The organism is Marinactinospora endophytica (assembly GCF_054780875.1).
In genome coordinates, this window is the sequence record NZ_BAAGVM010000006.1 from 51,507 (window position 1) to 76,432 (window position 24,926).

Consider the following 24,926-nt stretch of genomic DNA (forward strand, 5'->3'; position numbering starts at 1 on the left):
CCGTGCGCTACTTCTCCGTGAGCGGAGGGGGCGGTGATGCCGCGATGACTCCAGGAGAGTTCGACGCGTGCGCCCGCCGGCTCCCTCGCGAACTCGCCGAACGCGCCGAGTCGCTACGCAACTACGTGGTGTACGAACCGGGTGGAGCCCGCCGCAAACCGGTCGCCGAATGCGTGGCCCTGGCCTTCGACGCGGCCTACGTCGGCGACCTCGACGCCGCCGCGTCCATGCTCGCCGAGGCCGAGCAGCGCAACGCCGGCATCAGCGCGCGGCGCACCACCGGGATCCTCAACGGCCACCACGCGCGTATCCGCCGCTGGTCGGGCTCCTCCCCCCTGGTCGCGGCGACCGACGCCAGCGTCAAGGACAGATACGCCGGCATGGGCTATGTGACCTCCGACGGGTTGTGGGGAATGCGCGCCTGGGGCGGCTCCTTCCACGATCCCAGCGGCCCCTCGCGGGTCCTCGTCCAGGAACTGCGCGCCGTGCTGCTGCTCTTGGAGGCGGTCGACCCCGAGACGCCCTTCACGCTGCTCGTCGACTCCTCCTCGGCACGCCACCACCTGCGGATGTGGCAGCAGGGGCACACCCGGCGGCTCCCCGGCGGCTACGACGCCACCCGGCGCAGGTCACGAGGGCGTCCCAGCCTGGTGCGCCTGGCCGAGGAAATGGCGCGTCGGCCCCACATCACGGTCACCGCGGTCAAGGGCCACTCGGGCGACCTGCTCAACGAGACCGCCGACTCCCTGGCGTCGATGGCGCGCCGGCGCCTGGCCGACCCCGGCGCCTGCACGACCCCCCTGCTCCTGGAGCGGGCCGAACGGTTCGTCGACTCGTTCCTCGGCCAGTGGCATCGCACCGCCGCGTATACCGGGACCTCCCCTCAGGCCCTGGGCCAGCGCGCGACGCAGAAGCAGTAGAGGCCGTAGACGCAGACCCCGAGCGCCACCGCGACCAGGAGCCACGGCCCCGCCGGTGTCTCGGCGAAGGTGCGCAGTGTGCCGTCCAGGCCCTGGGCGCGGTCCGGGTCGAAGGCGATCGCGGCCCAGCAGACGAGCACCCCCGCCGCCGCGACGACGACCCCCTTGGTGGTGTTTCCGGCCACGCCGAGCACGGTGACGACGGGACGGGCCTCCTTGGGGATGGCCCCGGTCCGCAGATCCCTGCCGAATCGGCGGGTCACCCCGATCCAGACGAACACGACGCCCGCGACGACCAGGCCGACTCCGACCGCCCCCACGAGGAGGCGTCCCGCCGGCAGCTCCATGATCCGTGCCGTCAACGTCTGCGACCGGGCGTCTTGGGAGCCCGTCCCACCGCCCACCAGCACGCTCGCCACCGTGACGCACAGCGCGGCGTACAGGACGGTCCGGCCGGCACAGGCCAGCCGCTCCCCCGCGCCGCGCTCCCCGTAGCGGCCGCCGACCAGGGCGATGAGCAGCTGCCACACCGCCAGTCCGGCGAGCCCCGCGACCGCCGCCCACAGCACCACCGTGCCTCCGGGGGTGCCGGCGACGAGTTGCAGCGCGCCGGCGTTGTCGGCCTCGCGGCTCCCACCGCCCTCGAAGCCGATCCGTACCGCGAGCCAGCCGATCAGAAGGTAGAGCAGGCCCTTGGCCGCGAGGCCGACACGTGCCAGGCGGAGCAGCCACGTGCTGTCGGCGGCCTCGCGTCCCGCCGCGCGCGCCCTGCGCTTCGCCGCCCTTCCTCCATCGGCTGCTGTCATGCCTGCGCCCTTCCCCTGGCAAAACAGCGCAAACCACTCCCAAAGGGCGGCCTGTGGAAGGACACGTGACGTGGCTCCCCGACCGACGTAACGTCTGGACATGGGGTATGAACATCTCCTGGTCGACCGCGACGGCGACCACGTGACCATCACCATGAACCGGCCGCAGCGGCGCAACGCGCTGTCCCTGTCGCACATGCGCGAGCTGGTCGAGGCGTTCGAGGAGGTCGCCGGGACCGACGCGACGGGGATCATCCTGGCCGCCAACGGCCCGGTCTTCTGCGCCGGTCACGACTTCGCCGACGTCGCCGCCGCCGACCACGCGGGCGCGCGCGACCTGCTACGCGCCTGCACCGGCCTCATGCGCACGATCCAGTCCGTCCCCCAGGTGGTGATCGCCCGCGTCCACGCCCTGGCCACCGCTGCCGGCTGCCAGCTCGTCGCCAGCTGCGACCTCGCCGTCGCCGCGTTGAGCGCCGGGTTCGCGGCTCCAGGGGGCAAGGGCGGCTGGTTCTGTCACACCCCGATGGTCGCCGTCTCACGCTCCATCGGCCGCAAACGGGCCATGGAGATGGCGCTGACCGGCGACGTCGTCGACGCCGTCACCGCGGCCGAATGGGGGCTGGTCAACCGCGCCGTGCCCGATCCCGACCTCCACCGGGCCACCGCGCACCTGCTCGAACGCGCCACCCGCGGCTCCCGGCACAGCAAGGCGCTCGGCAAGCAGGCGATGTACGCCCAATTCGACCGGCCCGAGCCGGACGCCTACGCCTATGCGGTCGAGGTGATGGCCGCGGCCAGCCAGACCCCCGAGGCCCGCGAGGGGATCTCCGCCTTCCTGGAGAAACGCCCTCCCCGCTGGCCCGCCTGACACCGGGTCCAGGCCGCCTCAGACACCGGGCTTACGCGGCGCGGAGCGGGGGACGGCGGGCTCGGGGGCGACGTTGCGGGCGGCGGCCTCCCCCACCACGGCCAGCGCCCGTTCCAGGGGTCCTCGCCCCAACAGCGCCCGCCACAGCGTGGCGAACAACAGCCCGCCCACGACGAACGCCTCCAACGGACAGCCCGACAGCGGCCCGTAGTCGGCGTCGGTCACGGCGAGCACCAGAATGTGGCCGGTGTAGAGGGTCAGCGCCATGGAACCGGCCGCGAACAGCGGGTACAGCCCACGCCCGAGCAGGTCCGCGGCCACCAGACAGGCCGCCAAGACCATCAACGCCGTACCGGTGGCGCCGGCCACTTCGAAGGAGGTTCCGCTGTGCGGCGATGCCACCAGCAGCCACAGTGGGCTGGTGGTGGGCACCGTCCCGTGCAGGGAGGCGATCTGCTCGACCATCCACGCGCGCAGCGGTCCCAGGTCGGCGTCGCTAAGGAAGGCGGTGTCGCCCGGCCCGTAGTAACCGTAGGCGGTCATTTCGGCGACGACGAGCCGGTCCAGCACCCCCAGCGAACGCAGCAGCACCCAGGAACCGCCGTACCCGAGCAGGACCAGGCCCAGCCCCGTCACCGCCAGGCCGACCCGCGTCGACACCGCCCTCAGATCCAGCCGGCCCACCGCCATACCGGCCACGACAAAGGCCATGAAGGTGCACACCGGGTAGTAACCGGTGAGGAGGAGATCGGTGATCCCACCGATGGAGCCCTGCCGCGCCCCCTCCTCGCCCAGAACGGACCGCAGCAGGTAGGAGACCTGTGGGCCGAGCAGGCCGATGCCCACCGCGATCGCCGCGAGCGCCGGCGCGCGCAGCCGCAGCAGGGGCAGCGCCAGCAGGAAGAACCCTCCGTAGTAGGCGAGGATGATCGCGATCGGGGTGTCCAGGAGGTCCAGAAGGCCGCCGAGCAGCGCGAGGATGACGGCCCGGACCAGGATGCGCGCCGCGGCGCGGTGCAGCGGGGGCCCCGTCAACGGGACCGTGCGCCCCGACAACAGGGCGATCGACACTCCGGCCAGGAAGGCGAACAGCGCCGAGGAGCGGCCCCGCGCCAGGTCGTGCAGGGTCTCCATGGCCGGATCGGAGAGCAGCCCCGACGCGCCCACACCGAGGTGGACGGTGAACATCCCGAACACCGCCAGCGCCCGGGCGACGTCCACCCCCACGATCCGCCCGCTGTCCGGCCGGACCGCCTCCTGTGTGCCCGTTCCGGGCGCGTGCTGAGCCACGGCGTCCAGGCTAGGGCGTCTTGAAGGCATTTGTTCCACCTGTGGCTTTTTCCTGGCCGGCCCCGCCCACGCGCCAGAACGGACGAGGCCGGCCCCACCTCAGCCCTTCCGCTCCCCGGCGAGTTTCGCGAAGTGGTCGAGCGCCTCCGGGTTGGCCAGCGAGTCACGACTGGCCACCTTCTCGGGCGGCTCCCCCATGAGAATCCGCTTGACCGGAACCTCCAGCACCTTGCCCGACAGGGTGCGCGGCACCTCGCGGATGACGCGCACCGCGTCGGGGACGTGCCGCGGCGAGCAGTCCTCACGAATGCCCCGGACCAACCGCGCCGTGAGCTCGTCGTCGAGCACCGCCCCCTCCCTCAACACCACGAACAGCTCGATGCGCGATCCTCCGTCGGGCTGCGGGACGTCCACCACCAGGGCGTCGACGACCTCGTCCAACGCCAGCACCGAGCGATAGATCTCGCTGGTGCCCATGCGCACACCGCCACGGTTGATCGTGGAGTCGGAACGGCCGTAGATGACCGCGGTGCCGCGCTCGGTGATCTCGATCCAATCGCCGTGCCGCCACACGCCCGGATAGGTCGAGAAGTAGCTGTCGCGCAGCCGGGTCCCCTCGGGGTCTCCCCAGAAGCGCAACGGCATCGACGGCGCCGGCTCGGTGACCACCAGCTCCCCGACCTCGCCCACCACCTCCCTGCCCTCGGGGTCCCAGGCGGCCACGGCCATGCCCAACGAGCGGGCCTGGATCTCCCCCTCATAGACCGGCAACGTGGGCACGCCTCCCACCAGGCAGCTGCACACGTCGGTGCCGCCGCTGGTGGAGAACAGCCACAGGCCGTCGCCGAACTCGCGGTAGCACCACGCGAACCCCTCGGGAGACAGCGGGGATCCGGTCGAACCGATCGCGTGCAGCGCCGACAGGTCACGCCCCCGCGCCGGATGCACGTCCGCCTTCATGCACGAGGCCAGGTATCCGGCGCTGGTGCCGAACACCGTGACACGCGCCCGTTCGGCCAGGTCCCACAGGGCGCCCAGGTCGGGGTGGCCGGGGTTGCCGTCGTACAAGACGATGGAGGCGTCGGTCAACAGCACGCTGACCAGGAAGTTCCACATCATCCAGCCGGTGGTGGTGAACCAGAACACCCGATCGTCGGCCCGCGCGTCCAAGTGCAGGTGGAGGTTCTTGAGCTGCTCCAGCAGGATCCCGCCGTGGCCGTGCACGATCGCCTTGGGCAGGCCGGTGGTGCCCGAGGAGTACAGCACCCACAGCGGGTGGTCGAACGGCACCTCCTCGAAGGTCAGCTCACCGCCCTCGCCCGCCGCCTCGAACTCCTCCCACGACAGCGTCCCCTCGACGGGCTCGTCCCGCAGGTAGGACAGCACGACGGTGTGCTCGACCGTGGGCAGCCCCTCGCGCAGCCGGGCGAGCACGTCGCGACGGTCGAAGTCCTTGCCGCCGTAACGGTAGCCGTCGACGGCCAGCAGCACCTTCGGCTCGATCTGGGCGAAGCGGTCGATGACGCTGCGCACGCCGAAGTCCGGTGAGCACGACGACCACACCGCGCCGATGGAGGCGCAGGCGAAGAACGCGGCGACCGCCTCGGGAAGGTTGGGCAGGTAGGCGACGACCCGGTCGCCCGGTCCGACGCCGAGGCGGCGCAGCCCCGAGGCGATCGCGGCCGTACGGCGCCTGAGCTCGCCCCACGTCCACTCCCCCAGGACGCGAAGCTCCGACGCGTGCCGAATGGCGACCCGCTCGTCGTCGCGGTCGCGGAAGATGTGCCGGGCGTAGTTGAGGCGCGCGCCGGGGAACCACACGGCGCCGGGCATCGCGCGCTCGGCGAGCACCGCGGTGAAGGGGGTCTCGGCCCGGACGTCGTAGTACTCCCAGATCGCCGACCAGAAGCCGTCGAGGTCGGTGACCGACCAGCGCCACAGGGCGTCGTAGTCGTGGTCGCCGACGTCCACTCCTCGGTTCTCCCGGACCCAGCGGGCGAACGCGGTGATGTTGGCGCGCTCGCGTCGGTCGACGTCGGGTTCCCAGAGAACGGGGGGCCGGGGCCGTTCGGACATAACTCGCGCCCTTCCTCGGTGTCCGGCGGGAACCACCGCGACAACAACGGCCGGCCCCGCCCGGGTACGGATGTCGGCCAACATTCAACAACAGTGGCCTTCACCGCCACGCCGTCGGGGGGCGGTATCCGGTGACCCAGGCCACGTGATACGCGCCACTGACGGACGGCGGCATGGTCGGGCCAGGGGCTCACCGGTCAGGGCGGGGTGAGGCGGATGACCGCGTGGTCGGCGCCGATCTCCAGGGTCGTGATGGCGATGCCGTTGAGGTGGCTGGTCTTCCCCCCGCTTCCCACCGTTCCCGCGTAACTGGTCCGCAGCGAGACCCCGGGCCCGGAGGCGGCGAAGGCCACCCGGCCGTCCCCGGCCTCCTCGACGGTCAGGCCGTCGAGCCCGTGGTCTGCGGGGTCCAAAACGATCTCGTCCCCCTGGTGGACGATCACCTCGCAGTCGGCGTCGGCGCAGGCGCCGAGGTCCTCGCCGTCGGCCGCCTCCGGCCCGGCCGGCGAGGCGGGGGCGGGCGGCGCCGCGGGCGAGGAGACGCCCTCACCGCCGGGTGTCGAAGGGCCGGACTCCGCGGGGGTCCCCCCTGCGCAGCCGGAGAGGGCGATCGCCACGATCAGCGCGGCGGGGGCGGTGCCCCATCCGCGAACGTCACCGGTCATGCCGCCTCCCGCGATCATGATGGCTCGGGGTCGTGACCCGAGGACGCCTGGTGACCGCGCCCGCCGGGGATTCTTCCGACCCGTGTCCGCCCCGTCCACCGCTTTCCCGTATCCGGGCCTCCCGAGGGGGACCGAATGTCCACCAAGGTCTCTTTCACCCCGTTTTCCGGGCGGTGAAGTCACAGGTATCTCCCCTTTCGGAGATGTCCACAGTAGGCACACACGCGTTGACGGAGAGTGCCCGCCACAGCAGGCTGGACCCATGCCTTCCCACCCACAGGACAAAGGGGGAGCGGTGCGCGCGGCTCCCTTCGGAACCGTCGTGGCGCTCGGACTCCTCACCGGTTGCTCCCCCTCCGGAGAACCCCCCGCCGCGTCCCCCTCCTCCCCCGCCCCCTCCCCCACCGAACCAGCGGCGCCGTCCCCCTCGGCCTCCTTCGCCGCCCTACCGCCACAGGAGGCCGTGGGCGCCTGGTCCTCCTCCTCGCCAACGTCCGACCTGGCCCTCCTGCCCTCCGCCATGTCCCTGGAGATCGATGAGGACGGACAGGCCAGCACGTCGGGGGCGCCGCTGGAGTACTACGTCGAATCCACCGCCGGCGCGTCGATCCCCATATGTCTCGGCGAGGCGCACCTGGACACCGATCCGGCGACCCTCACCCTGGAATGCGTCGACATCGCCACCCTTGGACCCGGCGATGTCGAAGGTCCCGAGTACGAGGCCGAACTCAGCGTCTCCACCCAGGACGGCCGCGACACGCTCACCCTCGTGTGGGAGGGGGGCCGGATCGAACAGCTCTCCCGGGACGAACCGGACGCCGACGTCTCGCCCTCGCCCGCCTAGACCTGCCGGCCGCACCCGCGGGCCGGCCTGTGACCTGCCACGCCGGCGGGGGCGCGCGCCGATCGCGGCGCGCGCCCCGGTCCCGCGCGAGGAGAAGGTTGCCGAGGAGGCCCATGGCGCACCACGGGGCGCACACCGAGGTCCACGAGAACACCGCCCCGGCCCTCCGCCGCGCCCCGCCAGCGCCGAACGCCCCTCATCCCGTCCAGCGCCCTCGCCCGCCCCACCCCGCACCGGCCGGGGAACGCATGTCCCAGCCCCACCCCGTCGGCTGCCGGCCCCCGTCCACGGCCACAACGAGCGACATCCGGTCCCGGGTGAACGGCGGGCGACACGTCCCGCCCATCTCCCGACAAGGCCACGCCCCGCCTGCGCGAGGCGCGCGTGGGACGACGATCCCCTCGGTCCGGTCCGCGTCCGCCACCACCGTCTTCCTGCCCCCCACGAGGGGCCTTGTTCGGTATCCGGGTTAGCGCCTCACCGAAAACAGCCCGCACGGCCGTGATCTTCACCTCCCCGGCCTGCCCGCCGCTACCTACGCCGGCCCCCTTTCCCCCGGTACCGGACGGACGCCCGGGGCCGGCGCCCCCTCCCACCGATCCGAAGGGTCCAATCCGCCTCGCCGGTCCGTTTCCGGTCGCCGGCCTCCGCTACGCCTCCGGGTAGCCTGGTGCGCTAGTAGGACGGCAACCCGCTACACGAAAGGCGGATGGGGGAAGTGCGCAAACCGGCCGTCAGCACCAAACGGGCCGTCCTCGCCTCCGTCTCCGCCGCCCTCGCCCTGGTGTGCGCGCTCGTCCTGGCCATCCCCACCACCCGCGACGGCCTCTTCCAGGCGTGGTGCTCCCTGTCCGACGGCGCCGGCTGCGCGGGCGGCCCGGTCTCGCCCGGCCGCGACCTGGACGAGAACGACTGGCGGCTCCCCCTCCCCCCACTCCAGGCGGCCACCTGGGGCAACTACTTCGCGCTCGGCGACTCCTACTCCTCCGGCGACGGGGCCGACGACTACCTGCCGGGCACGGCGGTGGCGGACGGCTGCTGGCGTTCGGCCAACGCCTACCCCGAGAAGATCGCCGACACCTACGACTTCGCCGGCGACCTGGCCTTCCTCGCGTGCAGCGGACAGCGCGGCAACGCGATGCTGGAGTCGCTCGGCACCACCGATTCGCAGCTGGACCGGGTCACCGCGCACGCCTCCCTGGTGACCATCGGCATCGGCGGCAACGACCTCGGGTTCACCTCGGTGCTGAAGACGTGCATGCTGCGCGTCCCGCTGCTGGACAGCGGCGCCTGCATCGGCCAGGAGGAGGAGATCGACCGGCGGATGGGCGCCTTCGAGGAGACGTTCGAGGAGCTGATCGGCGAAGTGCGCGACCGCGCGCCGGACGCCCGGGTGGTCGTGCTGGGCTATCCGCGGCTGTTCCCCACCGAGCCCACCGGCATGTACTACACGCTGACCTCCAGCGACCAGGTGTGGCTGAACGAGACGGTCGAACGCTTCAACGACCAGATCCGCGCGGCCGTGGACATCACCGACACCGAGATCGCCGAGGCGGGGCAGACCGGCAGCGTGGAGTTCGTGGACGTCTACGACGCGTTGGCGGGCCACGAGGTCGGCTCCGAGGACCCGTGGGTGAACGGCGTGCTGCTGCGCGACCTCACCGAAGGCCTCAAGATCGACCGGAGCACCTTCCATCCCAACGCCGCCGGGCAGGAGGCCGTCGGCGAGCGGGTGCGGGAGCGCATCGAGGCCGGCCCCGGCCGCACCCTGTACGTGTCACGGGCGACCGTGGAGAACGCCAGCCCCGACGTGCTCGCATCCGAGGTCCGGTAGCGGCGTCCGCACCGGGCGGACGCCGCCACGCGGGGCGTACCCCGGCGTCAGTGTGCGTCGGGCAGGACCTCGCGCAGGAAGTCCAGTTGCAGACGCAACAGGTTCTCCGCGTAGTCCTCCCGGGTGACGCGGTGCCCGGTGCCGGGCAGGGGCAGCACCCGGTGGGCGCGGCCCGCGGCCAGCAGCGCCGCCGACAGGCGCAGCGTGTGGGCGAAGGCCACGTTGTCGTCGTCCAGCCCGTGGATGAGGAGCAGCGGCCGGCGCAGCAGCGGCGCGTCGGCGATGAGCGAGCAGCGGTCGTAGTTCTCCGGCTCCTCCTCGGGGTGGCCCAGGTAGCGCTCCTTCCAATGGGTCTGGTAGAGCCGCTGGTCGGCGGTTGGCGCGCCCGCGACGGCCGCGTGGAAGACGTCGGGACGGCGCAGCAGCGCGCCCGCGGCGAGGAACCCGCCGAAGGACCAGCCGCGGATGGCGACCCGGCCCAGGTCCAGGTCGGGGTGGTGCTCGGCGGCGGCGTGCAACGCGGCCACCTGGTCCTCGACGGCGTGGGTGAGGATGTCGCCGCGGATCGCCTTCTCCCATGCCGGCCCGCGTCCCGGGCTTCCGCGCCCGTCGGTCACCACCACCGCGAAGCCCTGGTCGGCGAACCACTGTGACACCAGGGACGGCCAGCCCGGTCCGCGGGTGGCGACCAGCAACTGCTGGCCGCCGTAGGGGTCGAGCAGGACCGGGAGCCGCGCGGATCCGGGCTCGTGCCCGGTGGGCAGGTACAGGTTCGTCCGCAGTTCCCGCGGCCCGAGCCGCAGGAACGCCGGCGCGGGTGCGACGAGCGGTCGCTGCGCGAGCGAGGCGATGCGCCCGGCGCTCCCTCCCTCCTCCAGGACGGTGATCTGGTCGCGCCCGCCCACCCTGCTCACCAGCACGGTGGTGCCGCCCCCGATGACGGCGGCGTGGTCGCCGGGTTCCCGGCTGATCCGGACCGGGACGCGGCCGGGCGACCAGGACCAGACATGGGTCTCGGCCGGGTCCTCGCAGGCGGTGAACAGGACCTTCTCGCCCTGGACGCCCAGGACGGCCCTCACCTGGAGCCCCACCGGGGTGACCGGTGCGCCGTCCACGGCCAGCCGTCGGGTGTCGGCCTCGTCCCGGGTGGTGACGAGCGCGCCCGCGGCGGTGCGCAGCGGGCTTCCGGGGACCAGTTCCACCCAGGCGGGGTCGCGTGTCTCATCCAGCAGGCGCGTCTCGCCACTCGCGGGGTCGACCGCGAGGACGCGCAGGACACGCTGGTCGCGGCTTTGCACGGTGATCAACGGGCCGTGGGCGTCCCAGTCCACGGCGGGCAGGTACTCGTAGCGCTCCCTGTCCCAGTGGACCTCGGTGCGCCGGCCGTCCAGGTCGAACAGGTACAGCGAGACATCGGCGTTGGCGGTCCCGACCACCGGGTGGCGGACGGTGCGCGGCGGCGCGGCCGGATCGGCGGGGTCGGCGATGTGCCACAACTGCACGTGGGAGGTGTCGGTGCGGGCGACCAGCAGACGGGTGCCGTCGGGCGACCACCAGTGACCGCGCGTTCGGCCCATCGATCCCGCCGATACCAGGTCGCTCAGGCCGTAGGTGATGTCGGGGCCCTCCGGGGCCGCGAGGAGGCGGTCCTCGCCGTCGGAGGTGAGCAGGCGCAGGCTTCCGCCGGTGGCGTAGGCGATCGAGCGCCCATCGGGTGAGGGACGCGGGTCGGTGACCGGTCCGGCCGTGGTGACCCGTTCGGGCGTGGCGTTCCCGTCGGGATAGGTCACCCACAGGTCTCCGCCGCAGACGTGGGCGACGACGCGCGCCGCGGCGTCGGCGGCGTAGCCGGTGATCCCGGCCGGGCCGTGGTCGGCGAGCAGGCGTTCCCGACCGTCCTCGTAGAGCCACAGCCGGTCCGCCGGATCCGTTCCGTCGACGGAACGCAGGAACAGCACGCGCCGGCCGTCCTCGGAGACGGAGAGGTCGTGGGGCACTCCGACGGAGAGGCGACGGGTACGCGCGAACTGGCGGGGGAAGTCCTGGACGGGACCGGAAGAAGGCATGGCTGTCTCCTGGTGTCGGTGTTCATGGGAGGCCGGGCCTGGTGTGGGCACGGCGAAGTGGACGGCGGTGCCGTCGAGGCGGATGTGAGCGGTGGACCGTTCCGCGACGGTCCGCTACGGCCGGGGCGGGGTGGCCACGGCGCGTCGGGCGGCTCTTCGGTGGGAGCCGTCGGAAACGGCCACGGACTGAAGAACCGTGACCGGGAGAACGGGCCTGTGATCAGGCCGGAGAAGGATCGTCCGGGCCGAGCGACCCGGTATCAGGCGGTGGTCCGTCGACTCCGGACCACGAACGCCGTGATCGGCATCATATCGGTCCGCGTCCGGCGGAGAGCACCGGGGGCTCCCGCGCGCGCCGGCGGGACCTCGCCTCGTGGTGGAGCGGAACGCGTGCCGGTTACTCGACGGGGCCCTTTCCCCGTCCCCCACCCGTGGTGGTCCCCGCCCGTGTCGGGCGCGCCTCCTGTCGCAGCGTCCTGCTTCTTCCGTCTCCCCCGGCCCCGCGCGGTGGTGCCGACGCGCCGCATCGGGACTCGTGTACAGGAGGGTCCTTCTCGCTTGATTCCAGTGATCCTTGGTTCCACTGAAAGCAGCTGCCTTTACGACGTAGATCACGAGTAGTGTGACGCGCTCACCACCACGGTGACATTCACGCCCGCGCCGCCCCACGGCATGCGAAGCCCCCCGTGAGGCGTCCCTGCACCGACCCCCTTCGGCCCGCCCCGCGCGCGAAGCCCGCAGAACCGCAGAAGACGACCGGCGGCTTCACCAGGACGCTGTCGCGTTACACGCCCCGCCCAGGCGATCGGCGGCTCTGGAGCCGGACCGCTCCGCTGGTCCGGCTCCGCACATCCGGCGATCCGGAACCGGATCCCGGCCGCCTTTGGCGGTGGCCGGAATCCGGTCACGGACCGTGCCGGGGCGGCCGTCAGCGTCCGGCGCGCAGGTCGGCCAGGACGGCGCCGATCTGTTCGAGCGCCCACGCGAGGTCGTCGGCGCTGATGACGAGCGGCGGGGAGAGCCGGATCGTGGAGCCGTGCGTGTCCTTGACCAGGACGCCGCGTGCCGCGAGGCGTTCACACAGCTCCCGGCCCGTGGCCAGGGACTCGTCGACGTCGATGCCGGCCCACAGGCCGATGCTGCGGGCGGCGACGACCCCGTTGCCGACGAACTCCCGCACCCCGGCCCGCAGCACCTCGGCCAGCGAACGGGCGTTCTCCAGGTAGGGCCCCTCTTCGAGCATCCGCACGACGGTGCGTCCCATGGCGCAGGCGAGCGGGTTGCCGCCGAAGGTGCTGCCGTGCTGGCCCGGTTTGATGACGCCGAGCACCTCGGCGTCGCCGACGACCGCGGAGACCGGGAGGATGCCGCCGCCGAGGGCCTTGCCGAACAGGTACAGGTCGGGGATCACGCCGGTGTGCTCGCAGGCGCGGACCGTGCCGGTGCGGCCGAGACCGGACTGGACCTCGTCGGCGATGAACAGGACCCGTTCACGGTCGCAGATCTCGCGGACGCGGGGCAGGTAGTCGGGGGGCGGGACGATGACGCCGGCCTCGCCCTGGACGGGTTCGATGAGCACGGCCGCGGTGGTCTCGTCGATGGCGCCGGCGATCGCGTCGGCGTCCCCGTAGGGAACGATGCGGAACCCGGGGGTGTAGGGACCGAACCCGTCGTGGGCCTCGGGGTCCTCGGAGAAGCTGATGATGGTGGTGGTGCGGCCGTGGAAGTTCCCGCCGGCCACGATGATGGTCGCCTGCTCGGCCGCGACGCCCTTGACCTCATAAGCCCACTTACGGGCGACCTTGATGCCGGTCTCAACGGCTTCGGCGCCGGTGTTCATGGGCAGGACCTGTTCCTTGCCCACCAGCTGCGCCAGTGAGGTGACGAACGGCGCGAACTGGTCGTTGTAGAAGGCCCTGCTGGTGAGGGTGACGCGGTCGATCTGCCGGTGCGCCGCGGCGAGCAGGTCGGGGTTGCGGTGCCCGAAGTTCATCGCCGAGTAGCCGGCCAGGCAGTCGAGGTAGCGTCGGCCCTCGACGTCGGTCACCCAGGCGCCCTCGCCTTCGGCGATGACGACGGGCAAGGGGGCGTAGTTGTGCGCCGAGTGGGTTTCGGCGAGTCCGATGTGCTGTGTGGTGGAGATGACGGGGCCGGCGGGGTCTCCGCCGTTCACCGCTTCGTGGCCCAGACTGCGCGTGTCGCTCATCCAGCTCTCCGATCACCGTTGATCGTGGTTCGATCACGGCCCGCCCGTTGAGAAGGCATGCCCGGAAATCCGTTCCGGGCTCTGTTCGGGTGGCCCCCAGCAGTGGAACAGACGGGGCCCTTGGGAGGCAAGGACCGGGATGCGCCGAAGTGGCGCGTACTCCGTCGGCGGATCGTGTTGTCGCCTCATCCTTCCCCCCGTGGTCTCGTCCGCGCGCCGGAGGACACGTGGGGTGACCGCCCGCACGCACCGCTGTCCGGCACGTCACCTCTCCCCTGTTCATGCCCGTGACCTGGGATTTCACCCCCGTCGCGCCGTGAGCCCCGACACAGGGCCGTGTGGGGTGGGAGCGGGACCGGCGACGCGCGCGGACGTCCGCCCGTGGAAGGGCTGCTGAGGCGCGTTCCCGGCGGTCGGGACCGCCACGCGAAGAGGCGACCCCGGTCCGACGTGACCTGGCCCATACCTGCAGGATCGGTCCTCATATCCGTCCGGGGGGTGGGACGCATGCGAAGGACACACATGACCGAAAAGCGATGTCGACGAGCCGGTTCCCCGGCGTCGGGCTCCGGCTTCTCGCTGGAGGCCGCCCTGGCCGCCGTCGCCGCGGCGGTGCCCTGGCGCACGGCGGTGATCTCCGGGGAGCGCCGCGTCCCCTTCGTCGAGCTCGACGAGAGAGCCGGCCGCTTCGCCCGACACCTGCGCGAGGCGGGCGTCCGGCCCGGGGAGCACGTGGCGATCCTGGCGTTCAACCGGGTCGAGTGGTTGGAGGCCGCGTTCGGCGCCTGGCGCGCCGGGGCGGTGCCGGTGAACGTGAACTACCGCTACGTCGCCGGGGAGTTGCGGCACGTCCTGTCCGACGCCGACGTGGTGGCGCTGGTCGCCGAACGGTCGCTGGTCGGCCGGGTGGCCGAGGTCCGCGCCGACCTTCCCCGGCTGCGGCACGTGGTGCTGCTGGAGGACGGTTCCCCCGGTCCCGCCGCCCTGCCCGGGACCGACTACGAGACCGCGCTGGCCACCGCGCGCCCCGCTCCCACGGAACCCCCACGGACCTGCGGGGACGACCTCTACCTGCTCTACACCGGCGGCACGACGGGCTACCCCAAGGGGGTCATGTGGCGTCAGGAGGACCTGTTCCACGTGGCGTTGGAGCGGCGCCGGCCCGGCACCCCGCGCGCCGCTGGTGTCGATGACCTGGCCGCGCGGGCGCGGTCGGCGCAGGCGCGGCGGATGCTCGTGCTCGGACCGCTCATGCACGCCGCGGGACAGTGGAACGCGTTGAGCGCGTTGCTGAGCGGGTTGACGGTGGTGCTCAACACCGACCGCCGGTTCGTTCCCGAACGGGTGGTGGCGTTGGCCGACCGCGAGGCCGTCCACACGCTGCAGTGCGTCGGTGACGCGATGGCCCGGCCGATCGGCGAACAGCTGCTCGCCGAGCCCCACCGTTGTCCGGAGCTGACGGTGGTGACCTCGGGCGGGACCCCGTTGACGCCCACGGTGCGGGAGATATGGCGGTCGTGGCGGCCGGGGATCACGCTCAACGACAGTTACGGCGGATCGGAGACGGGGGTCTGCGGGGCCTCGCAGAGCGATTCGGCCGACACCGCGCGGCGTTTCACGATGGGTGCGAGCGTGGCGGTGCTCGACGACGCGCTGCGCCCGTTGCCGCCGGGGTCACCTCAGATCGGCCGGATCGCGCGCACCGGCCGCATCCCGCTGGGCTACTACAACGATCCGGTGAAGACCGCGGAGACGTTCCCCGTGGACGCGGAGGGCCGGCGGTGGGCGATGTCGGGTGATTTCGGGACGGTCGCGGCGGACGGTTCGATCACGTTGCTGGGACGCGGTTCGGCCGTCATCAACACCGGTGGGGAGAAGGTCTACCCCGAGGAGGTCGAATCGGTCCTGAAGGCCCACCCCGACATCGATGACACGATCGTGGTCTCGGCCCCGGACGAACGCCTAGGCCAGCGCGTCGCCGCGGTCGTGGCGTTGGCCCCGGGCCGCCGCCCCTCCGACGAGCAGATCCGGGACTTCTGCCGCGCCCGCCTCGCCGGTTTCAAGGTGCCCCGCAGGATCCACGTCGTGGCCGAGGTCAAGCGCACGGCCGTCGGCAAGCAGGACTACCGCTGGGCCGCGGCCGTGGCCCGCGGGACGGTGCCCTCCGGCGAGCGCTGAGCCGGACGGTGCGGGGCGGGAAAGGTCCCGCTATCGTCTGGATCCATGGCCCCCCGCTCACTCGCCGGACGTTACCGTCTCCTGGAGCCGATCGGCCACGGCGGGATGGGAACGGTCTGGCATGCCGAGGACGAGTTGCTGTGCCGCCGGGTGGCGGTCAAGTGAGGTCCGGGTCTCCCCCGACCTCGACCCCGACCTGCGCGAGGAGCTGCTGCGCCGCACCATGCGCGAGGCGCGCATCTGCGCGGGGCTGAGCCACCCGTCGATCGTGACCGTCCACGACGTGGTGCGCGAGGCCGACCGGCCCTGGATCGTCATGGAGCTGCTGCGCGGCCGGGCGCTGGACCGGATGGTGGAGGAGGAGGGACCGCTTCCGCCACGTCGGGTGGCCGAGATCGGCCGCCGGCTCGTGGCCGCCCTGGAGGCCGCGCACGCCACGGGCGTGCTGCACCGTGACGTCAAGCCCGGCAACGTCCTGGTGCTGCCGGACGGCCGGGTGGTCCTCACCGACTTCGGCATCGCCGTGTCGGACACGGAGGAGTCGTTGACGCTGACCGGCCGGCTGCCGGGCTCGTCCGGCTACGTGGCGCCGGAGCGGCTGCGGGACGGGACGGTGACGGCCGCCTCGGACCTGTGGTCGCTGGGGGCGACCCTGTACTTCGCGGTGGAGGGGCGGGCCGCCTTCGAGCGCGCCTCGCAGGCGGAGCGGCTCACCGCCGCGCTGGAGGAGCAGCCCGACCCGATGCGGCTGGCCGGACCGTTGCGTCCGGTGCTCAACGGCATGCTCCAGTACGACCCCCGGCACCGGCCTTCGGGGCGCGAACTGGACGTGGCGCTCGCCTCCGTCGCCGACGCCCCACAGGACTCCACCCCCACCCGCCTGGACGTGTCGGAGCTGAAGGGGGCCTGGCGGGAGGTGACGCCGGCCCGGGGCCGGGGGACGATGGCGTGGGCTCCCCCGGCGCCCACCGCGGAGGTGGGAGGGGACGGACGCTGGTGGAGGCTGGCGGTGTCGGTGGTGGCCGGCATCATCACGCTGATCGTCGCGCCGCTGCTGGTGGAGTACCTGTCCTCCCTCCTCATCCCCGACGATCCGCCCGAGCCATCGCCGCAGGTCACCGCCACGCAGGATGCGGGCTGAGCGAACGGGGCGGGACGGGGAACACGGGCGGGGGTCGCGGCGTTGCTATGGTCTGCCTGGGCGCGGGGTGCCGGTCGGGGCCGGCTGAGATCACACCCGTGAACCTGATCTAGTTCGTACTAGCGAAGGAACGTCCGGTGAGCAGTTTCAACATCCTGTCCATCGCGGGTACCGACCCCAGCGGCGGGGCGGGGATCCAGGCCGACCTGAAAGCCTTCTCCGCGCTGGGCGGATATGGCATGAGCGTGGTCACCGCGCTGGTGGCCCAGACCACGACGGGCGTCACCGAGGTCCTCGACGTCCCGCCGGAGTTCGTCACCTCCCAGCTCGACACCCTGCTGGGCGACGTCCGCGTGGACGCGGTGAAGATCGGGATGCTCTCGACCACCGGGGTGATCGAGGCGGTCGCCGGGGCCATCGACCGCCACGGTCTGACCCGGATCGTGCTCGACCCCGTCATGGTGGCCAAGAGCGGTGACCGGTTGCTGGCCGCCGACGCGATCGAGGCGGTGCGGTCGGAGCTGCTGCCGCGCGCCGACCTGATCACGCCGAACCTGCCGGAGGCCGCGGACCTGCTCGGGGAACCCGAGGCGGTCGACCTCGACGGGATGCGGGCGCAGGCCGAGCGGCTGGTCAAGCTGGGCGCCCGCCGGGTGCTGCTCAAGGGCGGACACCTCGACGGGGAGAACAGCACCGACCTGCTGGTCGGGCCGGAGGGCGAGGCCGAGACGTTCACCGCCGCGCGGATCGCGACGGACAACACCCACGGGACCGGGTGCACGCTGTCGTCGGCGATCGCCGCGCTGCGCCCGCAGCGAGCGTCGTGGTCACAGGCGGTCGGCGACGCCAAGAGGTACCTGACCGAGGCGCTGCGCCGCGCCGACGAGCTGGAGGTCGGCCGCGGCAAGGGACCGGTACACCACTTCCACGCCTGGTGGTGACGGCGCCGTCGCCGCCCGACTCCCCTCCGGGAGTGCCGGGGACGGCCGGGCGCACCGGTCGGGCGCGTGCCCCGGTGCGCCTCCGGGCGGCGGCGGGTCCTGGCGCGAGGGTCAGGGTCCTTCGCGCCCCCGCCCTCGCGTTCCGCCCGGTCCTTCGGGCCGGCCCTGTGTCCGGGGTCGCGGAGGCCGCGCGGGGCCCCAGGTGACGGACGCGGGGCGGGCGTCCGACCGCGCCGGCCGGCCCCGGGCTGTCGCCCGTCGCGCGACCGGTCGACAGCGCCCGCGCGCCTTCGGTCCGGGCGGGGGTTCCGCACCACGTCGCCCCGGCAGGCCACCACCTTCGGACCTTCCGGGAACCCCGTGAACGGGAGCGGGGCGCGACGGCCGGGGCCGTCGCGCCCCGCGGGGCCGTTCGGGTTCAGGAACGGACGTCGACCATCTCGGCCTTACGCCACTCGGGGTCGGCGAAGTACTTCTTGGTCTCCGCGACCACGATGGGCGACAGCAGCAGCAGACCCACCAGGTTGGGCAGCGCCATCAGACCGTTGGCGATGTCGCTGAAGGTCCAGGCGAGGCTGAGCTCGATGGTCGCGCCGACGTAGACGACGGCGACGAACAGCAGCCGGAACGGTACGACCGCCTTGCGGCCCACGAGGAAGTCCATGCACCGCTCGCCGTAGTAGCACCAGCCGACCAGCGTGGTGAAGGCGAAGAAGACCAGGCTGATCGACACGATGTAGCCGCCGAGGGGGGCCAGCCCCCCGGAGATCGCGCCGAAGCCCTCCGACAGGGCGAAGGAGGTCATCAGCGACCCGTCGTCGCTGTTGGCGGAGCTCCAGGCGCCGGTGACGATGATGACCATGCCGGTCATCGTGACGACGATGATGGTGTCGATGAAGGTCTGGGTCATCGACACCATGGCCTGCCGGACCGGCTGCCCGGTCTTGGCCGCCGCGGCGGCGATGCCGCCGGTGCCCAGACCCGACTCGTTGGAGAACATCCCGCGCGCCATGCCCTGCTGGATGGCGATCATCAGCGCCGAACCGGCGAAGCCGCCGACGGCGGCGGTACCGGTGAAGGCGTCGGTGAAGACCAGCGCGAGCGCCCCCGGCAGGTCGGTGACGTGCACGGCCAGCACGATCAGCGAGGCGACGACGTAGAGGATGATCATGACCGGCACGACCGCCGAGGCGAACCGGCCGATGCTCTTGATACCGCCGAGGACCACGGCCGCCACGACGACGACCAGGATCACGCCGGTGACCTGCTCGGGGACGTTCCAGGTGCCGGCGAGCTGGCCGGCGACGGCGTTGGCCTGGGTCATGTTGCCGATGCCGAACGCCGCGATGGCGCCGAACAGGGCGAACAGCAGGCCCAGCGTCTTGCCCAGGCCGCCGCCGAGGCCACGGCTCAGGTAGAACATCGGACCGCCGCTCATCTCGCCCTTGCTGTCGGGGCGGCGGTACTTCACGCCGAGGAGCGCCTCGCTGTACTTGGTGGCCATACCGAGCACGCCCGTGACCCACATCCAAAACAGCGCGCCCGGGCCACCGACGCCGATGGCCAGCGCGACACCGGAGATGTTGCCGACGCCGACGGTCGCGGCGAGCGCGGTGCTGAGCGCCTGGTAGTGGGAGACGTCGCCCTTGGCCTCCTCACCGCTCTCCTTGCGGCGCACGAAGGCCAGCCACAGGGCGTGGAAGAGCACGCGGAACTGGAGGCCGCGCAGCCGCACCGTGAGGTAGATGCCCGTGACCAGGAGGAGCGGAATGAGGACGTAGGGCCCCCAGACGGTCGAGGACACCTGGTCGAGGATGCCCTGGAGTTGTTCCACGGAGGAGCTCCCTTGAGTGTCGTTCCGGGAAACCGTCGTCCGGACGCGCGTCGGTGACGTGGACCGGGCCGGCGGTGGCTGGGCGCACCATACGGCGAAGGGGCCGGTACGCACGGCAAGGTTTACACCGTTTCGTCACTTCGGCGTCACGTTTCTCCCTCACCCCGGTTTCGGCCACCTCCGGCCCCGCCCGAATCAACTGCCGGACTTGTCACCCGCCTGTTCGAGGGCCAGCCGGCTCAGGACCCGCGCGGCCTGCTCGGAGTCGGCGCCCCGGCCCACCGCGATGCCCAGGAGGTAGGTGGTCAATGGGGCGGCGGGCCGGGCGACGGAGTGCGCGGCGTCCTTGGCCAGGTCGAGGATCCGGTCGACGTCGGCCTTGCCGATCTCGTCCGGCAGGTCCAGCTCGGCGCGGACGCGCTCGGCCCATTCGACGAGGGTCATGCGACTCCCTTTCATTGTCCGGGGACGGTGCGGGTTCCCATGCTGCCGTGCCGGGGGCCGCGATGGGAGGTCGCGGAGCGGCGCGGCGGCCGTGGATCCCTACCCACCACCGCTCGTTCACCCCGTGTGGCGATCCGGTTCACGCCGGCTGTCTAGCGTCGAAGGCGAGGTGAGCGCCCTTGCCCGGCCGCCGCCTCCCCTCCCGGCGCCGCCGGGCGCCGGCCCCTCCCGGCTGACTGGGGAGAAGTCCCATGACCTCCGTCCTCGTTCCCCCCGCCCCCCTTCCATCGGCGCCCCCCATGCGCGTCGCCATCGTGACCGAGTCCTTCCTTCCACAGGTCAACGGCGTCACCAACTCGGTGTGCCGGACCGTCGAGCACCTGGCCGCGCGCGGCCACGAGGTCGTCGTCCTCGCGCCGGGGCCAGGCCCCCTCTCATACGCGGGACGGCCCGTGCTGCGCCTGCCGGCCACCCCGCTGCCCGGCTACCGTTCGTTCCGCGTCGGCCTGCCGGCCCGGCGCATGGTGACGGCCGCGTTGCGCGCCTTCTCCCCCGACGTCGTGCACCTGGCCTCGCCCGCCCTGCTCGGCTGGGCCGCGATGGAGGCGGCGCGGCGCTGGGCGCTGCCGACGGTGGCGGTCTTCCAGACCGACCTCGTCGGCTTCGCCGGTCGCTACGGCCTTCCCGCCTCCGAGCGGCTGTGGCCGTTGCTGCGCCGGGTGCACGCGGCCGCGGACCTGACGCTGGTGCCCTCGTCGGCGACCCTGAGCCGCCTCTCCGAGCTGGGCTTCCCCCGGCTCGCGCTGTGGCCACGGGGGGTGGACGGCGAACGGTTCTCCCCCCGGCACCGTGACGAGGAGCTGCGTCGACGTCTCGCTCCCGGCGGCGAGGTGCTCGTCGGCTACGTGGGCCGGCTCTCCCGGGACAAGCGCGTGGGGCTGCTGGCCGAGGTGGCGCGGTTGCGTGGAGCCCGGTTGGTCGTCGTCGGCGACGGCCCGGAACTCTCCCGGTTGCGCCGTCGGATCCCCGGGGCGGTATTCCTCGGGCAGTTGTCCGGCGAGAGGCTGTCGCGCGTGTTCGCGTCGATCGACGTGTTCGTCCACACCGGCGCCGACGAGACGTTCTGCCAGTCGGTACAGGAGGCCCTGGCCTCGGGTGTGCCCGTCGTCGCGCCCGCCGCGGGCGGTCCCCTCGATCTCGTCCGCGACGGGCGCAACGGGCTGCTCTACGCACCGGACTCGGTGCGCGAGCTGCGTGTGGCGGCGGGGCGGCTCATCCACAATCCCGGCCTGCGTTCCCGGCTCGCCGACGCTGCTCGGTCCGGCGTCGTCGCGCGGACCTGGACGGTGGTCAACGATCGGCTGCTGGAACACTACCGGGACGTGATCTCGCCGGCCGCTGCCCCGGTGGCGCCGGGGAGCGGGGCACGGCGTGTCCCGCCACCACGGTCGGGAGGTCGGGCGCTGGTGCCGTCCTCGCGGTGACGCCGCGCCCTCCCCGCCGTTGATCCCGCCGCCCGCCCCGGGGCGGGCGGCGGAAGCTTGCTCACCCCACCGCCACCCGGGCGGGGCCGGTCACCGCGGCCAGCACCTCTTCGAGCCGGTCGAGGTGGGAGCGGACCCAGGGCAGGAGCGTGGGGTCCTCGGCGTCGAGCGCGCCGCGGCGCTGCGCCTCGCTGGTGCCGTAGAGCAGGCTGGTCGCCACCCGCAACCGCAGCGCCGTGTCCGATTCGCCGAACTCCACGGCGGGCAGCACGCCGACGCCGTGCTCCTCCAGGAGGAAGGCCGCCAGAGCGGGGCCGGTCGTGACGCCGTGGTCGCGTTCCAGCCGTTGCCGGCAGTTGTCGAAGTCGGGGTAGAGGTAGAAACCCGCCTGGGGTGGGGCCACCATGGCCCCGGCCGCGGCGAACCGGTCGGCCACGGCCCGCGCGACGATGCCGTGCAGGCGGCGGCTACGCGCGACGTGCTCGACGAGTTCGGCGGGTTCCGTGAAGGCGTAGGCGGCCGCCTGTTGCACCGGGCCGGCCGGGCTGGACCAGATCTCGCTGGCGATACCGACCAGGTCGGCCCCGATCCTGCGCCCCATCTCGCTTTCGGGGAGGCGGGCCACGCCGATCCGCCACCCTCCCAGGGCCAGGCTCTTGCTCAGCCCGGTCGTGATGATCGTGCGTTCGGGGGCGAACTCCGCGGCGCTGTGCACCTCGGTCGCGGGGTCGTGGACGAGGTCACGGTAGATCTCGTCGGAGACGATGACGAGATCGAGGTCGCGTGCCGCCTCGGCGAGCCTGCGCACCGTATCGTGCGAGGCGACGGTGCCGGTGGGGTTGTCGGGAACCGTGGCGATGACGGCCCGCACGTCACGTCCCTCGGCCCGGGCCGCGGTGACGGCCGCGCGCAGCAGGTCGGGTTCGGGCACCCCGCCCTGGGCGGGCGGGGTCGGCACGAGGAGCGGTCGGCATCCCGCCAGCTGGGCCTGCGCCGCGTAGCTGACCCAACTCGGCGAGGCGATGGCCACGTCCCCGCCGATGGCGGGCAACAGCGCGTACAGCAGGGGCTTGCTCCCCGGCCCGGCGACCACCTGGTCGGCCCGGGTGGGAAGGTCGCGGCGCGTCCAGTACCCGGCGGCCGCCTCGCGCAGTTCCTCGCTTCCCGCCACCGGGCCGTAGGCGTTACGGCCGCCCGCGGCGGACAGGGCGTCGCGCAGGGCCGGGTGGACGGGCAGACCCGCTTCGCCGAAGCCCATCGGCAGAACGGGCAGTCCCTGGCGCCTCCTTTCCGTCAGGGCCTCGTTGACGGCGAGGGTGGCGGACACGGTGACAGCCATGGAGAGATCAACTCCGCATATGTGCAGTGGTGGCGATGAGAGCCGGTCGGCCTCTTCCTCGGCCTCCGGCTACCCCTAAGACTGCCGATCCGCCTCCGTTAGCACAAGCGACTCTTTGCGAGGGTTACCATAAGCTTCCCTTATGCTTGATCTACGCCGGCTCAACGTCCTCAAAGAGTTCGCCGCCCAAGGGACCATCGCGGCCACCGCCACCGCCCTCGGCTACACCCCCTCCGCGGTGTCACAGCAACTGTCGACCTTGGAGCGCGAGGTGGGGACGGCTCTGCTGGACCGTACCGCCCGCAGCGCCGAGCTCACCGACGCCGGGCGGCTGCTCGCCGAGCACGCCGAGCAGATCCTGGCCATGGTCGAGGCGGCCGAGGCGGTGCTGGCCGCGCAGAACGGCGTGCCGCTCGGCCGGGTCACCATCACGGCCTTCCCCACCGCGGCGGTGGCCTTCGCCCCCGTCCTGGCGCAGAGCCTGCACGAGCACCCGGGGCTGCAACTGGTGTTGCGCCAGTCCTCGGAGGGGGCGGGCAAACGCCAGGTGGCCGCGGGGGAGGCCGACATCGCGCTGGTCGACGACTGGACGGGACAGCTCCCCGACAGCCTCTCCGGCAAGCTGCGCCACCACCACCTGCTCAACGACCCGATGGTGCTCGCGGTACCCGAGGGGCACCGGCTGGCCGACCCCGACCGCCCCGTCGACCTGCGCCGGTTGCGCAACGAGGCGTGGGTCGTCGCCCCGCCGGGAGAACCCTCGCGCGCCGCCACCGACCGGCTGCTCGCCGGAATCGGCAGTGTCTTGTCCACCGCCTGGGAGTTCGAGGGGCTGGGCACCATCCTCAGCCTGGTCGCCCGCGGGATCGGAATCGCCGCCGTTCCCTCGCTGGCCGCCCTGTCCGGCAACGGCGGCCTGGTGTTCCGCCGGCTGCCGGGCCGCGCGCCGACCCGCGACGTCTACGCGGTGGCCCGCGCCGCGACCATCCAGCGCCCCTCGATCAACGCGACGCTGCGCGCCCTCTACACCGCGGCCCACGAGGTGAGCCGGGCGCTGGTCACGACGCTGGACAGCACCGTGTTCGGCGAGAAGGCGGGGGAGTGAGCGCCGCCGGGCTCACTCTCCCTCGGGCCCCTTCGCGTGCGCGGCGTCATAGCGTTCGCGCGCCTGGACGACCTGGGGAATGTGCTCCTCGGCCCAGTCGCGCAAGGCGACCAACGGGGCGACGATGCTGTGTCCCAGGCCGGTGAGACGGTACTCCACGCGCGGCGGAACCTCGGCGTAGACGTGACGCTCGACCAGACCGTCCCGTTCCAGCGCGCGCAGGGTGTGGGTGAGCACCTTCGGCGTGACGCCGCCGATGGCGGTACGCAGTTCGGAGAAGCGGTGGGTCCGCTCGAACAGGCGCAGGATGACGAGCACGCTCCACTTGTCGCCGACCCTGTCGATGAGCCGGCGGGTGGGACAGTCCGGATCGTTGATGTCGCCCGGGCGGCGCGCTTCGGCCTCCGTGATCCGCATGGGGAGGATTATATGTCCGGGAGCGTCTTTGTTTCCGATGGGAATCGCCCAGGTGGAAGGCTGCTTTCCGGGAAACGACACTCCCTCACACACCTCGCCGGCCGTCCTGCTCACCCTCCGGGTGCCCACCCGGCGCCGGACAGCGCCGCCGGGCCTGTTCCAGGCGTCTGCGCAGCCGCCGGACGAGCAACCTGCCGCGACTGTGGGCTTCGCGCGCGTCCCACCAGCGCGCGTAGACGTCGATGCGCTCCTGGCGCAGTCCGGCCAGCTCGGTCTCCATCTGCTGCACCCGCTTTTGGATCTCGGCGTGCCGACGCCACCACTCGGCCATCACCGCCTCACAGGCGCGGACGTCCCCCTCGGCCCGTTCGAGCCGGGCGACCAGTTCGTCGACCACGGCCGCCGCCCCGGCCCGGCCACCCCCCAGAAACCACACACCGAATGTGTTTCCCGCGACACCAGGGC

General features: G+C 72.6%; 20 protein-coding genes and 1 riboswitch. Of the genes, 9 read left to right on the plus strand and 11 right to left on the minus strand.

Annotated features, from left to right (window positions below; translation table 11 throughout):
* Positions 1-2: 2 nt before the first annotated feature.
* Positions 3-920, plus strand: coding sequence for a ribonuclease HI (locus tag ACYVHU_RS13170; RefSeq protein WP_498948624.1), 918 nt, complete (start codon positions 3-5; stop codon positions 918-920).
* Here the strand turns inward: ACYVHU_RS13170 and ACYVHU_RS13175 are convergent.
* The gene (locus tag ACYVHU_RS13175; RefSeq protein WP_498948626.1) at positions 884-1,726 is read right to left on the minus strand and encodes a DUF1206 domain-containing protein; all 843 of its coding nucleotides are present in this window, start codon (positions 1,724-1,726) and stop codon (positions 884-886) included. The two genes, ACYVHU_RS13170 and ACYVHU_RS13175, sit on opposite strands and share 37 nt — an antisense overlap.
* A gap of 100 nt (positions 1,727-1,826) precedes the next feature.
* On the opposite strand from ACYVHU_RS13175, the gene ACYVHU_RS13180 reads away from it, so the two are divergent.
* Positions 1,827-2,597 carry an enoyl-CoA hydratase-related protein gene (locus tag ACYVHU_RS13180; RefSeq protein WP_078762128.1) on the plus strand — a complete coding sequence of 257 codons (771 nt, stop codon included), beginning with the start codon at positions 1,827-1,829 and terminating at the stop codon, positions 2,595-2,597.
* A gap of 18 nt (positions 2,598-2,615) precedes the next feature.
* Here the strand turns inward: ACYVHU_RS13180 and ACYVHU_RS13185 are convergent, their stop codons facing one another.
* The 3 genes from ACYVHU_RS13185 to ACYVHU_RS13195 all read right to left on the minus strand — a co-directional run bounded on the left by ACYVHU_RS13185 (position 2,616) and on the right by ACYVHU_RS13195 (position 6,628).
* The gene (locus ACYVHU_RS13185; RefSeq protein WP_498948628.1) at positions 2,616-3,887 is read right to left on the minus strand and encodes a heparan-alpha-glucosaminide N-acetyltransferase domain-containing protein; all 1,272 of its coding nucleotides are present in this window, start codon (positions 3,885-3,887) and stop codon (positions 2,616-2,618) included.
* 99 nt (positions 3,888-3,986) lie between these two features.
* Complete coding sequence (locus ACYVHU_RS13190; protein ID WP_078762130.1) at positions 3,987-5,963, minus strand: acetoacetate--CoA ligase; 1,977 nt, start codon at positions 5,961-5,963, stop codon at positions 3,987-3,989.
* Between the two features lie 197 nt (positions 5,964-6,160).
* Positions 6,161-6,628 (minus strand): hypothetical protein, encoded by a 468-nt coding sequence (locus ACYVHU_RS13195; RefSeq protein WP_144390119.1) that lies wholly within the window; start codon positions 6,626-6,628, stop codon positions 6,161-6,163.
* 262 nt (positions 6,629-6,890) lie between these two features.
* Between ACYVHU_RS13195 and ACYVHU_RS13200 the strand changes: the two genes are divergently transcribed.
* Positions 6,891-7,472 (plus strand): hypothetical protein, encoded by a 582-nt coding sequence (locus ACYVHU_RS13200; RefSeq protein ID WP_498948630.1) that lies wholly within the window; start codon positions 6,891-6,893, stop codon positions 7,470-7,472.
* A 718-nt stretch (positions 7,473-8,190) separates the two neighbouring features.
* Positions 8,191-9,306, plus strand: a complete 1,116-nt coding sequence (locus tag ACYVHU_RS13205) for an SGNH/GDSL hydrolase family protein (RefSeq protein ID WP_432939210.1) — start codon at positions 8,191-8,193, stop codon at positions 9,304-9,306.
* A 47-nt stretch (positions 9,307-9,353) separates the two neighbouring features.
* On the opposite strand, the gene ACYVHU_RS13210 is transcribed toward ACYVHU_RS13205, so the two are convergent.
* Positions 9,354-11,372, minus strand: coding sequence for a prolyl oligopeptidase family serine peptidase (locus tag ACYVHU_RS13210; RefSeq protein ID WP_498948631.1), 2,019 nt, complete (start codon positions 11,370-11,372; stop codon positions 9,354-9,356).
* Between the two features lie 928 nt (positions 11,373-12,300).
* Complete coding sequence (rocD, locus tag ACYVHU_RS13215; protein ID WP_432939204.1) at positions 12,301-13,578, minus strand: ornithine--oxo-acid transaminase; 1,278 nt, start codon at positions 13,576-13,578, stop codon at positions 12,301-12,303.
* A gap of 522 nt (positions 13,579-14,100) precedes the next feature.
* On the opposite strand from rocD, the gene ACYVHU_RS13220 reads away from it, so the two are divergent.
* The 3 genes from ACYVHU_RS13220 (at position 14,101) to thiD (ending at position 17,838) form a co-directional block, all read left to right on the plus strand.
* Entirely contained in the window at positions 14,101-15,756 is a 1,656-nt protein-coding gene (locus tag ACYVHU_RS13220; protein ID WP_078762135.1) for an acyl-CoA synthetase, read from the plus strand.
* A gap of 121 nt (positions 15,757-15,877) precedes the next feature.
* Positions 15,878-16,897: a serine/threonine-protein kinase gene (locus ACYVHU_RS13225; protein ID WP_498948633.1), complete on the plus strand. Its 1,020-nt coding sequence runs from the start codon at positions 15,878-15,880 to the stop codon at positions 16,895-16,897.
* Between the two features lie 53 nt (positions 16,898-16,950).
* Positions 16,951-17,045, plus strand: a riboswitch (TPP riboswitch).
* A complete protein-coding gene (gene thiD / locus ACYVHU_RS13230; protein ID WP_498948634.1) occupies positions 17,035-17,838 on the plus strand; it encodes a bifunctional hydroxymethylpyrimidine kinase/phosphomethylpyrimidine kinase in 804 nt (267 codons plus the stop codon). It overlaps the preceding riboswitch by 11 nt.
* Before the next feature lie 418 nt (positions 17,839-18,256).
* Here the strand turns inward: thiD and ACYVHU_RS13235 are convergent, their stop codons facing one another.
* Together ACYVHU_RS13235 and ACYVHU_RS13240 are read right to left on the minus strand one after the other, a co-directional pair.
* Positions 18,257-19,672, minus strand: a complete 1,416-nt coding sequence (locus tag ACYVHU_RS13235) for an alanine/glycine:cation symporter family protein (RefSeq protein WP_078762138.1) — start codon at positions 19,670-19,672, stop codon at positions 18,257-18,259.
* Between the two features lie 195 nt (positions 19,673-19,867).
* Positions 19,868-20,116: a DUF6457 domain-containing protein gene (locus ACYVHU_RS13240; protein WP_498948636.1), complete on the minus strand. Its 249-nt coding sequence runs from the start codon at positions 20,114-20,116 to the stop codon at positions 19,868-19,870.
* A 299-nt stretch (positions 20,117-20,415) separates the two neighbouring features.
* Here ACYVHU_RS13240 and ACYVHU_RS13245 point away from each other — a divergent pair, with 299 nt between their 5' ends.
* Entirely contained in the window at positions 20,416-21,600 is a 1,185-nt protein-coding gene (locus tag ACYVHU_RS13245; protein ID WP_200813654.1) for a glycosyltransferase family 4 protein, read from the plus strand.
* Positions 21,601-21,661: 61 nt separating this feature from the next.
* On the opposite strand, the gene ACYVHU_RS13250 is transcribed toward ACYVHU_RS13245, so the two are convergent.
* Positions 21,662-22,939, minus strand: a complete 1,278-nt coding sequence (locus ACYVHU_RS13250) for a pyridoxal phosphate-dependent aminotransferase (RefSeq protein ID WP_498948638.1) — start codon at positions 22,937-22,939, stop codon at positions 21,662-21,664.
* 142 nt (positions 22,940-23,081) lie between these two features.
* On the opposite strand from ACYVHU_RS13250, the gene ACYVHU_RS13255 reads away from it, so the two are divergent.
* The gene (locus tag ACYVHU_RS13255; RefSeq protein WP_432939192.1) at positions 23,082-24,044 is read left to right on the plus strand and encodes a LysR family transcriptional regulator; all 963 of its coding nucleotides are present in this window, start codon (positions 23,082-23,084) and stop codon (positions 24,042-24,044) included.
* Positions 24,045-24,056: 12 nt separating this feature from the next.
* Here the strand turns inward: ACYVHU_RS13255 and ACYVHU_RS13260 are convergent, their stop codons facing one another.
* On the minus strand, positions 24,057-24,461 hold the full coding sequence (locus tag ACYVHU_RS13260; protein ID WP_432939189.1) for a winged helix-turn-helix transcriptional regulator: 405 nt from the start codon (positions 24,459-24,461) through the stop codon (positions 24,057-24,059).
* A gap of 85 nt (positions 24,462-24,546) precedes the next feature.
* Positions 24,547-24,858: a hypothetical protein gene (locus ACYVHU_RS13265; RefSeq protein WP_144390121.1), complete on the minus strand. Its 312-nt coding sequence runs from the start codon at positions 24,856-24,858 to the stop codon at positions 24,547-24,549.
* Positions 24,859-24,926 lie beyond the last annotated feature (68 nt).